General features: G+C 70.9%; 13 protein-coding genes. 4 read left to right on the forward strand and 9 right to left on the reverse strand.

Annotation, left to right across the window (positions count from 1 at the left end):
• Window positions 1–45 precede the first annotated feature (45 nt).
• From ACEN96_RS01030 to ACEN96_RS01050, 5 genes are all read right to left on the reverse strand, one after another.
• A complete protein-coding gene (locus tag ACEN96_RS01030) occupies window positions 46–2,025 on the reverse strand; it encodes a hypothetical protein (protein ID WP_495586200.1) in 1,980 nt (659 codons plus the stop codon).
• A 51-nt stretch (window positions 2,026–2,076) separates the two neighbouring features.
• Window positions 2,077–2,760: an ABC transporter ATP-binding protein gene (locus tag ACEN96_RS01035; protein ID WP_495586201.1), complete on the reverse strand. Its 684-nt coding sequence runs from the start codon at window positions 2,758–2,760 to the stop codon at window positions 2,077–2,079.
• Complete coding sequence (gene modB, locus ACEN96_RS01040; RefSeq protein WP_495586202.1) at window positions 2,757–3,425, reverse strand: molybdate ABC transporter permease subunit; 669 nt, start codon at window positions 3,423–3,425, stop codon at window positions 2,757–2,759. Before modB ends, ACEN96_RS01035 begins: the two co-directional genes overlap by 4 nt.
• A gap of 22 nt (window positions 3,426–3,447) precedes the next feature.
• Entirely contained in the window at window positions 3,448–4,200 is a 753-nt protein-coding gene (gene modA, locus ACEN96_RS01045; protein ID WP_495586203.1) for a molybdate ABC transporter substrate-binding protein, read from the reverse strand.
• 75 nt (window positions 4,201–4,275) lie between these two features.
• Window positions 4,276–6,414, reverse strand: a complete 2,139-nt coding sequence (locus ACEN96_RS01050) for a diguanylate cyclase domain-containing protein (RefSeq protein ID WP_495586204.1) — start codon at window positions 6,412–6,414, stop codon at window positions 4,276–4,278.
• Between the two features lie 236 nt (window positions 6,415–6,650).
• Between ACEN96_RS01050 and ACEN96_RS01055 the strand changes: the two genes are divergently transcribed.
• The 4 genes from ACEN96_RS01055 (at window position 6,651) to ACEN96_RS01070 (ending at window position 10,722) form a co-directional block, all read left to right on the forward strand.
• Window positions 6,651–8,078, forward strand: a complete 1,428-nt coding sequence (locus tag ACEN96_RS01055) for a circularly permuted type 2 ATP-grasp protein (protein WP_495586205.1) — start codon at window positions 6,651–6,653, stop codon at window positions 8,076–8,078.
• Window positions 8,079–8,081: 3 nt separating this feature from the next.
• Entirely contained in the window at window positions 8,082–9,050 is a 969-nt protein-coding gene (locus tag ACEN96_RS01060) for an alpha-E domain-containing protein (protein WP_495586206.1), read from the forward strand.
• Window positions 9,051–9,093: 43 nt separating this feature from the next.
• Window positions 9,094–9,936, forward strand: coding sequence for a transglutaminase family protein (locus tag ACEN96_RS01065; RefSeq protein ID WP_495586207.1), 843 nt, complete (start codon window positions 9,094–9,096; stop codon window positions 9,934–9,936).
• A gap of 69 nt (window positions 9,937–10,005) precedes the next feature.
• Entirely contained in the window at window positions 10,006–10,722 is a 717-nt protein-coding gene (locus ACEN96_RS01070) for a proteasome-type protease (RefSeq protein ID WP_495586208.1), read from the forward strand.
• Between the two features lie 16 nt (window positions 10,723–10,738).
• On the opposite strand, the gene ACEN96_RS01075 is transcribed toward ACEN96_RS01070, so the two are convergent.
• The 4 genes from ACEN96_RS01075 to ACEN96_RS01090 are packed head-to-tail and all read right to left on the reverse strand — an operon-like array spanning window position 10,739 to window position 13,360.
• Window positions 10,739–11,218: a YybH family protein gene (locus tag ACEN96_RS01075; RefSeq protein WP_495586209.1), complete on the reverse strand. Its 480-nt coding sequence runs from the start codon at window positions 11,216–11,218 to the stop codon at window positions 10,739–10,741.
• Between the two features lie 55 nt (window positions 11,219–11,273).
• On the reverse strand, window positions 11,274–12,059 hold the full coding sequence (locus ACEN96_RS01080; RefSeq protein WP_495586210.1) for an amino acid ABC transporter ATP-binding protein: 786 nt from the start codon (window positions 12,057–12,059) through the stop codon (window positions 11,274–11,276).
• On the reverse strand, window positions 12,043–12,696 hold the full coding sequence (locus ACEN96_RS01085) for an amino acid ABC transporter permease (protein WP_495586211.1): 654 nt from the start codon (window positions 12,694–12,696) through the stop codon (window positions 12,043–12,045). Before ACEN96_RS01085 ends, ACEN96_RS01080 begins: the two co-directional genes overlap by 17 nt.
• Window positions 12,689–13,360 carry an amino acid ABC transporter permease gene (locus ACEN96_RS01090; RefSeq protein ID WP_495586212.1) on the reverse strand — a complete coding sequence of 224 codons (672 nt, stop codon included), beginning with the start codon at window positions 13,358–13,360 and terminating at the stop codon, window positions 12,689–12,691. Before ACEN96_RS01090 ends, ACEN96_RS01085 begins: the two co-directional genes overlap by 8 nt.
• Window positions 13,361–13,366 lie beyond the last annotated feature (6 nt).

The following is a 13,366-nucleotide window of genomic DNA, read 5'->3' on the forward strand; positions in this document are numbered from 1 at the left end:
GGCGTTCCCGCCTGTCGCCACGCTCACGCGGCCGTCACGCCGTCTTCAGATCCGGGGCACAAAGCGCAGCTCGGGAATCGGCTTCAGCGAGCCCACATCCAGCGTCCGCGCCTGCCCCGTCTGCTTCAGCGGCGTGGCCGCGCCGATGGCGAAGAGCCCGGTCAGGAAGCGCGTCGCCTCGTCCCGCATCGCCGACGAGCGCTCGTAGCGCGTGTCGTCGTCGAGCAGCACCAGCCAGTCGGCGGCGCTGCCGGTCGCCGGCGCCAATGCCGCCGTCGCCGGCTGCATCACGCCCAGGAAGGTCGTGAGCCGCGCGCGGCGGTGGCTCTCCCAGCCCGCGCCCGCTTCCACTCCTGCCGGATGGAAGCGCGCGATCAGGCGCTGCGCCGCCATCGCGCCGGCGTCGGCGAGCGTCGAGATCGTGTCCGCCGCCATCGACAGGTTCAATCCGCCCTCGTCCGGCTTCTGACTGATCTGCACGATGCGGTCGCGGAAGGCGGGGGTGGGGAACTGGATCTCGTCGCGCCAGTTCTGCATCGTGCCGACGATGTTGCGCAGGAAGCCGGCCAGGCCGGCCAGCGGCGTCTTCTCGCTGGCGGCGGCGCCGCGCTGCTCCCAGCCGGCGACGAGGTCCGGCTCGGGCCAGTAGCGCAGGCGGCCGCCGCGATCGTCTTCGGCCAGATAGATCCGGCCGCCGTCGTTGCCGGAGGCCTCGGGCCGGATGACATGGTCGGGATGCGGCGGCTTGAGGTTGACCGCGAAGGTCGGGTGGCGCGGCAGCATCGCATCGAACATGTGCAGCGGCATGTTGCTGCCGATGCCGCCATCGGAGAACCAGATCCGCGTCGCGCGCAGGCTCGGCGCGCGGCGCTGGCCGGCCGTTGCGGCGGCGCGGAAAGCGGCCTGGACGGCCTGGTTCTCCGTGCGCGACCAGTCCACCGCGTACAGCGGCACCGCCGACAGCAGGATCGGGAAGCTGAGGCTCATCCGGATCGCGACGACCACCGGCAGCTCGCCATGACGCGGCAGCGGCCGCAGCGCCCGGCCTTGCGCGCTGACGATCGCCGGGCCTTCGCCCTCGCCCTGGAACGGCGCCGCGAGCGCCTTCATCACGGCGGGCGGGAAGAGCGCCGCCCATTCGATCGGGTCGTAATAGAACATCGGCGTCCCGGGCCGGAACGGGATGCTGTAGACCATCTGCTGGCTGACGGCGCTGGTCATCACCTCGAGGTTGATGCGGCGGGTCGTCGGATCGGGGCCCCACAGGTCGCCGAAGCTCAGCGGCGGGCCGTCGATGCTCTTGCCCGCCAGCGCGTTGAAGTAGCCATGCAGCCAGTCGGTGAGCGCGGTCTGGCCGCCCTGCCCTGCCGGCCCGGTCTGGGTGAGACCGCTGCACAGGCCGTAGCCGTTGTCCTTGAGGCCTCTGAGCAGCCCGCGCGCGAAGAGCACGGCCGCCGTCACGACCGCCGCCGCCGCGACGAGCGCGGCCGTCACCGCCATGCCGGCGACGATGGCCACGGCCTGCCAGGGCGCCAGGCCGGCTTCCGGCGTCAACAGCCGCGCGGATGGCAGCAACAGCAGCACGCCGATCGCGGCGATCGCGAGACCGGCCGGCCAGTGCATTGCCGCCATGCCGCCGATGACGGCCGTCACCGCTTCGCGCGGGGGCTTGCCCAGCGCGCGCGCGAGCACCTCGAAATGCCGCCGCAGCGCGGGCACCGGCTGGAACAGCGTGAGCAGCCGGCTGCGGCCCGAAGGCCGCTTGCCGCGCGGGACATCGGCGCCGAGTTCTTCCGGCAGCTTCGCCAGCATGTCGAAGGCGCCGGCATGACCGCGCTGGCGCCCGTGCTCCGCGGCGGCGCTGGCGCCCGCGGCGATCGCGCCGGCCGAGGTGCCGCCGATGTTCTTGAACTCGTAGCGCGCGGAGAGTCCGGCCACCAGCCTCGGATAGATCACGCCGCTGGTGACGCCGCCCTTCATGACGAGGTCGCAATGGCTGACCTGTTCCGCGCTGCCGTCCCGCATGTCGTCGCCCTCCTTGACGCCCCATTCTCGGGGTGCTGGCGACAACGGGTGTCAGGAAGATCCTGGCCCGCCGTCCCTCACCGCCCCATCGCGCAGCAGGATCCGCCGATCCCCGAATCGCGCCACGTCCTCGGGATCGTGGGAAATCATCAGCATCGGAATGCCCACCCGCTCGAGCAGTGTGTCGAGCTCGGCCCGCATGCGGCCGCGCAACTCGGGATCGAGCGCCGAGAACGGCTCGTCGAGCAGCAGCGCGCGCGGCTCGTTGACCAGCGCGCGGGCCAGCGCGGTGCGCTGGCGCTGGCCGCCCGACAGCTGGTGCGGCCGCTGTTGCGCCACGCGCTCCAGCTCGAAAGCCTGGAGCCACCGGTCGACCGCCTCGCCGCCGCCGTGGCGCGACGGATTCAGCCATCCCCGCTTGAGCGCGAACGCGATGTTCTGCCGCACCGTCAGCTGCGGGAACAGCGCGTAGTCCTGGAAGAGATAGCCCAGCCGCCGCTCCCGCGCCGGCACGTCGATGCGCGACGCGCTGTCGAAGACCGGCTTGCCATCGATGTGGATCGTGCCCTCGTCCGGCTTCAGCAATCCGGCGATCGCCTGCAGCGTCAGGCTCTTGCCCGCGCCCGACGGCCCATGCACCACCGTGCGCCGCGCGTCCGTGGCGAAGGCGACCGAGAGCTCGAAGCGGCGCCCGCCGCCCTCGACATGCTTGCGGATGCGGACCTCGAAGCTCATCGCACCGACCTCGGCCCCGCCAGCCGGCCCGCGGCCAGCAGCACCACGATGCAGGCCGCCGAGACGATCAGCACCAGCAGGTTGGCGGTGTCGTCCTGGCCGGCTTGCACCGCCTCATAGACCGCGACGGACAGCGTCTGCGTCTTGCCGGGAATGCTGCCCGCCACCATCAGCGTCGCGCCGAACTCGCCCAGCGCGCGCGCGAAGGCCAGCAGCACGCCCGCCAGCACGCCGCGCCAGGCCATCGGCAGCGTGACACGGAAGAACAGCGCCCATTCGCCCAGGCCCAGCACGCGGGCCGCGCGCTCGAGCTGCGGATCGACGCCCTCGAAAGCCGCGCGGGCCGACTTCATCACCAGCGGAAACGCGACGATGGTCGCCGCGATCACCGCGCCCTGCCACGTGAAGATCAGGTTGATGCCGAAGCGGTCCCACAGCCACGCGCCAAGCCAGCCGCGCTTGCCGATCACGACCAGCAGGTAGTACCCGAGCACCGTCGGCGGCAGCACCATCGGCAGCGTCAGCACCGCGTCCAGCAGCTCCCGCCCCGGGAAGCGCAGACGCGCCAGCGCGAAGCCGGCGGCCACGCCCAGCACCAGGTTGAGCGCCGTCGCCCAGCCCGCGACCTTCAGCGACAGCGACAGCGCGACCCAGGCCGGTTCCACGTGCGGCGCCGCTCCCTTGGACTCAGGGCTTCTGGAAGCCGTGCTTCGCCAGCACCGCCTGGCCCGCCGCCGACGCGACGAAGTCCAGGAACTGCCGGCCGCCGTCGGCATTCGGTCCGCCGCTGGTGACGGCGATCGGATAGGAGATCGGCGCCTCGGTCGGCACGCTGAACAGCACGCGGACCTTGTCCCTCATGACATGGGCATCGGTCGCGTAGACGAAGCCGGCCTCGGTCTCGCCGCGCGCGACGTAGTCCAGCGCCTGGCGCACGTTCTGCGCGAACACCGCCTTGGGCTCGACCGCCTGCCACAGCCTGGCCTTCTCGAGCGCCGCCTTGGCATAACGCCCGGCGGGCACGCCCTCCGGCTTGCCGAGGGCGATGCGCTTGACGGCGGGCTGCTGCAGATCGCTCAGCGACTTCAGCGCGACGCCCTGCTCCGCCGGCGTGATGACGACCAGCGCGTTGCCGGCGAAATTGCGCCGCGTGCCGTCGACCAGCAGCTTCTGCTGCTGGGCCTTGTCCATGGTCTCCTGGTCCGCCGACGCGAACACATCGACCGGCGCGCCCTTGGCGATCTGCGCCAGCAGCGCGTCCGAGGCGGCGAAGTTGAACAGCAGCCTGCTGCCCGGGTGCGCGGCCTCGAAGGCCGGCGCCAACTCCTTGAAGGCGTTGGTCAGGCTCGCCGCGGCCGAGACGGTCACGTCCGCGGCCTGCGCCAGACCCGCGGCCATCAGCGCGAGCGTCAGCGCCGCGGCGCGGCAGGCGAGGGTCATCGGACGAGTGCAAGGCATACGGATCCCTCTCTCATGCGCCGGAGTGGCAAAGGAAGGGTCGCAATATATCCGCCCTCAATCCGCCAGCTTCCAGACGCCGCGCCCCGCCGCCTTGGCGGCGTAGAGCGCCTCGTCGGCGCGGCCCAGCAGCGCGACCTCGCCCTCGAGTCCGCCGTCATGGCAGGCGATGCCGATGCTGGTGGACATGCGCAGCTCCTGGCCCTGCAGCGCCAGCGGCGCCTTCACCGCCTCGAGCACCTTGCGCGCGACGCCGCCCGCCTCCTGCGGCGCATTCAGGTTCTCCAGGATCAGCACGAACTCATCGCCCGCGAGGCGGCAGAGCTGGTCGGTCTCCCGGATCGCGCCGCGCACCCGGTCGGCGAAGGCCCGCAGCACCGCGTCGCCGGCCGCGTGACCCAGCGCGTCGTTGATCTGCTTGAAATGGTCCAGGTCCAGGAACATCAGCGCCATCGTCTTCTGGCTGCGCCGCGCGCGGGCCAGTGACTCCGACAGGCGCGACTCGAACTGGCGCCGGTTCGGCAGCCCGGTCAGCGGATCCACGCGGCTGAGCTGGTCCAGCTCGCGCTCGACCTGCTTGAACGCGGTGATGTCGGTCGCCAGCGTGTAGACGCCGGCCACGCTGCCATCGGGCTGCAGGTCGGGCACGTACTCGGTCAGCATGTCGCGCGTCACGCCGTTGGCCTCGGAGCGCGTCTCGAAGCGCTGCCGCACGCCCGCCAGCGCGCCCTTCAGGTAGGGCAGCCGCTGTGCGTGCAGCACCGGCCCGATCACCTCGATCAGCGGCCGGCCCAGCGCCTCCTCGGGCGCCATGCCCATCCAGCTGCGGAAGGTCGCGTTGAGGAAGCGCAGACGCTCCTGCGCGTCGATGTAGGAAATCAGCACCGGCAGGTTGTCCGCGATCATGCGCAGGCGCTGCTCGCTCGCCTCCTGACGCAGCATCGCGTCGTGCAGCTCCAGCGTGCGCGCCTGCACCCGCAGCTCCAGCGACGCATTGAGCTGCGCCAGCGAGCGGTCCTGCTCGGCCTGGCGGCGGGCCAGGTCGCTCAGCGCGTGCGACAGCACCGCCGCTTCGCGGTAGCCGCCGACGTCGGGCAGCGCGTCCTCGGTGAGGTGGCGGCGATGCGCGATGGCCTCGGACAACGCGTTCAGCGGCCGGCTCATGCGCCGTGCCAGCCCCCAGCTGACCGGCACCGCCGCCGCCAGCAGCAGCACCGCGCACAGGATGATCTGGCGGCGCAGCTCGAAATAGTCCGCCAGCGCCACCTCGACCGGCTGCCGGACCAGCACCGTCCAGCCCAGGCCCGGATAGACGCCGTAGCCATGGCTGGGGACGCTGACGGCGAAGTAGTCCACGCCGTCTCGCACGTGATGCCGCAGGCCTTCACCGCTCTCCGCGCCGAGCGTCATCGTCTTGCCTTCGAGTTCCGTGGGGCCCAGGATCACCGCGCCATCCTTGCCCAGCACCAGCGCGTCGGCCCTGTGCGAGGCCATCGTCGCGTCGATCAGCTCGCTCTTGATCTGCCGCGCCCAGCTCCAGCTCAGGTGCGCGCCGAAGACGCCACGCAGCTGGCCGGCGTCGTCCAGCAGCGGCACCGCGAAATCGACGAAGCGCCAGGGCTCGCTGCGGCGCGGCAGCAGCTTCTCCAGCAGCAGCGCCGCATGGACGTCGCCGACGAAGGGCTGGCCGGTCTTCGCGCCCTGCCACCAGGGCCGCTTGGACACGTCCACGCCGGCCAGCAGCCCGCCAGCCGAGGCCAGCACCTGGCCCTTCGCATCGGTCACGCCCAGCCAGGCGAAGTGGTCGAAGCCGATCTGCACCTGGTCCAGCGCGCGGCGCATCGACTCCGGATCGCTGAAGTCGCGGAACGGCGCCAGCTGGGCCAGCACGCGCACCTCCTTGAACTGCTGGGCCATGCCGCGGTCCAGCGCGTCACGGAAGTCCACCGCGACCTGGCGCAGCGACTCGATCGCGCGGCGCTCGGCATGGGCGCGGGCGAAGTTCTCGATCAACAGCGCCGAGATCGCCAGCGCCACCGCCACCGCGCCGAACACCAGCGCGGTGAGCCAGCGTCCCAGCGAGGCCCGGGAGCCGCGGGGCAGGACGAGGTCGTCGCCCGCGGCGGTGCCCGGAGCGGGCGAGGAGGCGCCGGCGGGCGAGGAGGAGGATGGAGGAACGGGGGCGTCGTGTGGCATTGGCGGCAGTTGTAGCGAGAGCCGGGCGCGCCCGCAACGCGGGATAGTGCCACTGCACCAGCAGCGGGCAATGGCGGAGCCTGTGGGCGCACCGCGCCGGGGCGACCTTTGCAGGCGCACCAAAAGCGGTCAAGCTGGCGTCCATGCCGGCCCGCGCGCCGCGCCGGGCTGGGCACGGGCCTTGCAACCTGCCCCGCCGGGCCGCCGCCCGGAGGCGGTCCGTCCCTGGAGATCCCATGCATGCGCTGACCCTGCCGCCCGCCGGCCACTACGACGAGATGCTGCTGCAAAGCGGCGCGATCCGGCCCAGCTACCAGGCCTTCGCGGACTGGCTCCACGCGCGCACGCCCGAGGCGCTGGCCAAGAAGCGGGCCGAGGCCGACCTGCTGTTCCACAAGGTCGGCATCACCTTCGCCGTCTACGGCGACGAGGCCGGCGCCGAGCGGCTGATCCCGTTCGACACCGTGCCCCGCATCGTCCCCGCCGACGACTGGCGGATGCTCGAGCGCGGGCTGCGCCAGCGCGTCACCGCGCTCAACCGCTTCCTGTGGGACATCTACCACGGCCACGAGATCGTCAAGGCCGGGCTGATCCCGGCCGAGCAGGTCTTCGCCAACGCGCAGTACCAGCCCGCGATGCAGGGGCTGGACCTGCCGCTGGGCGTCTACGCCCACATCACCGGCGTGGACCTGATCCGCCACGCCGACGGCGGCTATTACGTGCTGGAGGACAACCTGCGCGTGCCTTCCGGCGTGAGCTACATGCTGGAGAACCGCAAGATGATGATGCGGCTCTTCCCGGAGCTGTTCGCGACCTACGCGATCGCGCCGGTCGCGCATTACCCGGCGCTGCTGCTGAACACGCTGCGCCAGGCCAGCCTCGCGGACAACCCCACGGTGGTCGTGCTGACGCCGGGGCCGTTCAACTCGGCCTACTTCGAGCATGCCTTCCTCGCGCAGCAGATGGGCGTGGAGCTGGTCGAGGGGCAGGACCTGTTCGTCAAGGACGGCTTCGTCTTCATGCGCACCACCGTCGGGCCCAAGCGCGTGGACGTCATCTACCGCCGCATCGACGACGCCTTCCTCGATCCCCTGGCCTTCCGCGCCGATTCCATGCTGGGCGTGCCGGGGCTGCTGTCGGTCTACAAGCAGGGTCACGTGGTGCTGGCCAACGCGATCGGCACCGGCGTGGCGGACGACAAGTCCATCTATCCGTACGTGCCGGACATGATCCGCTTCTACCTCGGCGAGGAGCCCATCCTGCACAACGTGCCGACCTGGCAGTGCCGCAAGCCGCAGGACCTCGACCACGTGCTGAACCACATGGCGGACCTGGTGGTGAAGGAGGTCCACGGCGCGGGCGGCTACGGGATGCTGGTCGGGCCGGCGTCGACGGCGGCGGAGATCGACGACTTCAAGGACCGCGTCAAGGCCAACCCGGCCAACTACATCGCGCAGCCGACGCTGTGCCTGTCGAGCTGCCCGACCTTCGTCGAGCGCGGCATCGCGCCGCGCCACATCGACCTGCGGCCCTTCGTGCTCTCGGGGCGCGAAGTCAACATGGTGGCCGGCGGCCTGACGCGCGTGGCGCTGAAGGCGGGCTCGCTGGTGGTGAATTCGTCGCAGGGCGGCGGCACCAAGGACACCTGGATCCTGGAGAACTGAACCATGCTCAGCCGCACTGCTTCCCAGCTCTACTGGATGAGCCGCTACCTGGAGCGCGCCGAGAACCTCGTGCGCATGCTCGACGTGACGCATTCGCTGTCGCTGCTGCCGCAGTCGCGCGGCGCCGCGACGGAACTGGCCGCGCCGCTCGCGGTCACCGGCACGCTCGAGGCCTACCAGGCGCGCCATCCGCGCCTGAGCGCCGAGCAGCTGTTCCGCTTCATGGGCACCGACCTGGAGAACCCGGCCTCGGTGCTGTCGTGCATCCGGCAGGCGCGCGAGAACGCGCATGCGGTGCGCGGCCAGATCACCGCCGAGATGTGGGAGGCCATCAACACCAGCTGGCTGGAGGCGCGCGCGCTGGCGCGCAAGGGCGTGGCCGAGCCCTCGTCCTTCTTCGACTGGGTGAAGGAGCGGTCGCACCTGTTCCGCGGCGCGACCTACGGCACGCTGCAGCGCAACGACGCCTACTGCTTCATCCGGCTGGGCACCTTCGTCGAGCGCGCCGACAACACCGCGCGGCTGCTGGACGTGAAGTCGCAGCTGATCGCGCCGGCGGTGGACACGCTGGCGCCGGTGGACGCGCCGAGCGAGAGCGCGCCCGACTTCTACGCGTGGAACGCGCTGCTGCGCTCGCTGTCGGCCTTCGAGGCGTATCACGCGGCCTATCGCGACAGCCTGAACGGCCGGCGCGTGACGGAGCTGCTGATCCTTCGGCCCGACGTGCCGCGCTCGCTGCGCGCCTGCTGCGACGAGATTCGTGCGATCCTGCCGCAGATCGAGGCGCGCGGCGGCGCCGAGGATGCCGGCCGCACCGCCAAGCAGAGCGCGGGGCGGCTGGCGCTGCGCCTGGAGTACGCCGCGGTGGATGAGATCCTCGAGCAGGGGCTGCATCCATGGCTGACGGGCTTCTTGCAGGACTCGGCGCGGCTGAGCCTGGACATCCAGCAAGCCTACTTCGAGGCGCAATGAACGCGGCGTCCGACCGCGCCATCAAGATCCAGGAGACCGGGCCATGCATTTGCACATTTCGCACGAAACCGTGTACGACTACGACGCGCCGGTGTCGCGCAGCACCCAGTACCTGCGGCTGACGCCGCGGCCTGGGCGCGGGTTCCAGCTGCTGCAATGGCGGCTGGAGCTGCCGGCGCCGGCCAGCGCCTGCAAGGACGCGTTCGGCAACACCATGCACGTGCTGAGCCTGGACGGGCCGCGCCGGGAGATCGTGCTGCGCGCGATCGGCGAGGTGGACACCGGCAGCGCGCCGCCGTCGCCCGACCCGGAGGACGAGCTGCCCGCGCCGCTGTTCCTGCGCGACAGCGCGCTGACGCGGGCGGACGAGCCGCTGCGGCAGTTCGCCGCCGGCTTCGCGGACGCGGCCAAGGCCGACGCGCATGACGCGCTGCTGTCGCTGATGGCGGCGATCGGCGTGCGCATGCCCTACCTGAAGGGCTACACCGACGCGGCGACGCCGGCGGCCGAGGCCTTCCAGACCGGCCGCGGCGTGTGCCAGGACCACGCGCAGGTCTTCGTCTGCTGCGCGCGGCTGCTGGGCCTGCCGGCGCGCTATGTGTCGGGCTACCTGGCCACCGACTTCGAGCATGTGGCCAGCCATGCGTGGGCGGAGGTCCGGCTGCCCGATGCCGCCGAGGGCCGGATGCCTTCGCACGGCATGGCGGGCGGCTGGCTGGGCTACGACATCAGCAACCAGTGCCTGGCCGACGGCCGGCACGTGAAGCTGGCCATTGGCGCGGACTACCTGGACGCCTGTCCGGTGCGCGGCGTCAGAACGGGCGGCGGCCTGGAAACGATGCGGGCGGAGGTGCTCGTGAAACCCGGCACGGCCGATCAACAGTGAGAAGGCGCCGCGTCTGATCGCGGCGCGCGCGATGCGCTAACCTCCCGCCCCATGACTTACTGTGTTGCCATGCGGCTGCGTGCCGGCCTGCTGTTCGCGTCGGATTCCCGCACCAACGCGGGCGTGGATCACATCGCCACCTTCCGCAAGATGAATGTCTTCGAGCGGCGGGACGAACGCCTGATCACGCTGCTCAACGCGGGCAACCTGGCGACGACGCAGAGCGTGGTGAGCCTGCTGCGCCAGCGCTCGGCGGGCGAGGGCCGGCACCTGATGAACCTGACGTCGATGTACGACGTCGCGGAGCTGCTGGGCCGCACGCTGAAGGAAGTGGTGTCGCGGGACAGCGAGGGCAACGACCAGCTGAACCAGGGTGTGGACTTCGGCGCCAACTTCATCGTCGGCGGGCAGATCCGTGGCGAGCCGCCGCGGATCTTCCATGTCTATCCGCAGGGCAACTTCATCGAGGCGACGGAAGACACGCCCTACCTGCAGATCGGCGAATCGAAGTACGGCAAGCCCATCATCGACCGCGTCATCGACTTCGACAGCTCGCTGGCCGAGGCGACGAAATGCGCGCTGATCTCGTTCGACTCGACGATCCGCAGCAACCTGTCGGTGGGGCTGCCGATCGACATGCTGCTCTACAAGACGGACAGTTTCGCGCCGGCGCAGCCGCACCGGATCACGAAGGACGATCCCTACTTCACGACGATCAGCCAGGGCTGGGGCGCGGGCTTGAAGCGGGTGTTCGAGCAGTTGCCGGACGAAGACTGGTTCGCGTGATCCGCGGGGGCTGGCGTCACGCCAGGTCCTTGCACTCGCAGACGTCGCTGCCGTTGTCGAAGACAACCCGCCAGCGCCCATCGGGATCGCGGCGCCATGTCGACGCGAAGCGCGCGACGAGCTTGCCCTTCACGTGGACCGGGCCGGTGCTGTAGCCGAGCTGGCCGTTGGGCAGCACCTCGACGAGATCCGGCGCCCAGGAGAACGGCGCCTCCGGGCCGTCGAAGAATCGCTTCCAGCTGGCGAGCACCGCCGCGCGGCCGCGCTGCGGCTTGCCGCCGCCGATGAAGACGGCGTCCTCGGCCACGAATTCCGCGAAGGCCTTGAAGTCGCGCCGCGCGAGCGTGGCGGCGAAGGCGATCTCGGCATCGCGGACCGGGTTGGCCTCGCCGGCGGCGGGAGGCGGATCGCCGGCAGGCGCCGCGACGGCGGAGGCCGTCAATGCGCCCGAGGAGAGCGCGAGCGTGGATCGAAGGATCGTGCGGCGATTCGGCATGGCGGGGCTCCCCGTGAAGTGCGCGGGAGTCTAAGCCGCTGCACGCCCCGCGCCATCAGTCATCCAGCGACTTCAGGAACTGCCTCAGCTCCGCCGTCTTCGGCGACCCGAAGATCTCCGCCGGCGCGCCCATCTCGTGCACGCGCCCCTGATGCATGAAGATCACCCGGTCCGCGACCTTGCGCGCGAAGTTCATCTCGTGCGTGACCATCAGCAGCGTCATGCCTTCCTCCGCCAGCGACTCGACGACGCGCAGCACCTCCCCGACCAGCTCCGGATCGAGCGCCGACGTGATCTCGTCGCACAGCAGCACCTGCGGCTCCATCGCCAGCGCCCGCGCGATCGCCACGCGCTGCTGCTGGCCGCCGCTCAGCTGATCGGGCATCGCATCGAACTTCTCCGCCAGCCCGACCCGCGCCAGCAGCGCCCTCGCCTGCTCGGCGGCCTCCTTGCCGGCGCGCTTCTTCACCAGCGTCGGCGCCAGCATCACGTTGCGGCCCACGCTCAGGTGCGGGAACAGGTTGAAGCCCTGGAAGATCATCCCGACCTGCTGCCGCAGCGCGCGCATCGCCATCGCGCTCTCGTACAGCAGCGGCTTGCCAGCGACCGTCAGCGAACCGTCCTGGAACTGCTCCAACCCGTTGATGCAGCGCAGCAAGGTGCTCTTGCCCGAGCCGCTCTTGCCGATCAGCGCGATCACCTCGCCGCGGATCACGTCCAGGTCGATGCCCTTGAGCACCTCGTTGTCGCCGTAGGACTTGCGCAGCGCGGTGATGCGCACGATCGGCACGCCAGGGACGGCCGGGGTCCGCGAAGGGGCGATATCAGGCAGCGCGGCCATGCGGCTTCCTTTCCAGATGTTGGGCGATCAGGCTCACGGGGAAGCACAGCGCGAAATAGAACAGCGCCACGCAGCCGAAGACCAGGAAAGGCTTGAAGCTTGCGTTGGCGATCATGCCGCCGGCCTTGGTCAGCTCGACGAAGCCGATCACCGAGGCCAGCGCCGTCCCCTTGATGACCTGCACCAGGAAACCGACCGTCGGCGCGATCGCCAGACGCATGGCCTGCGGCAGGATGACGTGGCGAAGCTGCTCGCCGAAGCTCATCGCCAGGCTGCGCGCGGCCTCCCACTGACCGCGCGGGACGGCCTCGACGCAGCCGCGCCAGATCTCGACCAGGTAGGCGCTCGTGTAGAGCGTCAGCGCCAGCGCCGCCGCCGTCCAGGCCGACACCTCGATGCCCAGCAACGCCAGCCCGAAGTACGCCAGGAACAGCTGCATCAGCAGCGGCGTGCCCTGGAAGAGGCCCACGTAGGTGGCGACCAGGCGTCCGGTCTTGCGGCCGAATGCGAGCCGCAGGCACAGCAGCGCGCCGCCGACCAGCCCGCCGCCGATGAACGCGATCAGCGACAGCGCCACCGTCCAGCGCAGCGCGAGCGCGAGGTTGCGCAGGATGTCCCAGAGGGTGAACTCAACCACGCGGCGCTCCTCCGAAGAACCACCTGGGGCCGGCCCAGAGCAGGAAGCGCCGCAGCACCAGCGTCAGCGCGAGGTAGATCGCCAGCGCGACGAAGGTCGCCTCGAAGGCGCGGAAGTTGCGGCTGTGGATCAGGTTGGCGGCGTAGCTGAGCTCCTCGGTGGAGATCTGCCCGCACACCGCGGAGCCCAGCATCACGATCACGATCTGGCTGGTCATCGCGGGCCACACGCGCTTGAACGCGGGCGGCAGGATCACGCGGGTGAAGACCTGCACCGGACCGAGCGCCAGGCTCTGCGCCGCCTCCCACTGGCCGCGCGGCGCGGCCTGGATGCCGGCGCGCAGGATCTCGGTGCCGTAGGCGCCGAGGTTGAGCGTCATCGCGATCATCGAGGCGGTCACCGGCGAGAGCTTCACGCCCAGCGACGGCAGGCCGAAGAAGACGAAGAACAGCTGCACGATGAAGGGCGTGTTGCGCAGCAGCTCGACGTAGACGCCGACCGCGCGGCGCAGCGCCGCCGGCCCGCAGGCGCGCGCCCACGCGCCGAGCGTCGCGATCAGCAGCCCCAGCGGCACCGCCACCAGCGTCAGCCCGGCGGTCCATCCCAGGCCACGCAACAGCAGCGGCCATTCAGCGAGGACGGCGCCGAAGTCGAACTCGATCATCGCGGG

It is taken from the genome of Roseateles sp. Mitsp63 (assembly GCF_059491535.1).

What these genes read in the sequence shown, in the direction of transcription:
- ACEN96_RS01035 (WP_495586201.1), bottom strand. Translation starts at nt 2,760, where the DNA reads ATGAGCTTCGAGGTCCGCATCCGCAAGCATGTCGAGGGCGGCGGGCGC.
- ACEN96_RS01070 (WP_495586208.1), top strand. Translation starts at nt 10,006, where the DNA reads ATGCGGCTGCGTGCCGGCCTGCTGTTCGCGTCGGATTCCCGCACCAAC.
- ACEN96_RS01060 (WP_495586206.1), top strand. Translation starts at nt 8,082, where the DNA reads ATGCTCAGCCGCACTGCTTCCCAGCTCTACTGGATGAGCCGCTACCTG.
- ACEN96_RS01030 (WP_495586200.1), bottom strand. Translation starts at nt 2,025, where the DNA reads ATGCGGGACGGCAGCGCGGAACAGGTCAGCCATTGCGACCTCGTCATG.
- ACEN96_RS01090 (WP_495586212.1), bottom strand. Translation starts at nt 13,360, where the DNA reads ATGATCGAGTTCGACTTCGGCGCCGTCCTCGCTGAATGGCCGCTGCTG.
- ACEN96_RS01055 (WP_495586205.1), top strand. Translation starts at nt 6,651, where the DNA reads ATGCATGCGCTGACCCTGCCGCCCGCCGGCCACTACGACGAGATGCTG.
- modA (WP_495586203.1), bottom strand. Translation starts at nt 4,200, where the DNA reads ATGACCCTCGCCTGCCGCGCCGCGGCGCTGACGCTCGCGCTGATGGCC.
- ACEN96_RS01050 (WP_495586204.1), bottom strand. Translation starts at nt 6,414, where the DNA reads ATGCCACACGACGCCCCCGTTCCTCCATCCTCCTCCTCGCCCGCCGGC.
- ACEN96_RS01065 (WP_495586207.1), top strand. Translation starts at nt 9,094, where the DNA reads ATGCATTTGCACATTTCGCACGAAACCGTGTACGACTACGACGCGCCG.
- ACEN96_RS01075 (WP_495586209.1), bottom strand. Translation starts at nt 11,218, where the DNA reads ATGCCGAATCGCCGCACGATCCTTCGATCCACGCTCGCGCTCTCCTCG.
- ACEN96_RS01080 (WP_495586210.1), bottom strand. Translation starts at nt 12,059, where the DNA reads ATGGCCGCGCTGCCTGATATCGCCCCTTCGCGGACCCCGGCCGTCCCT.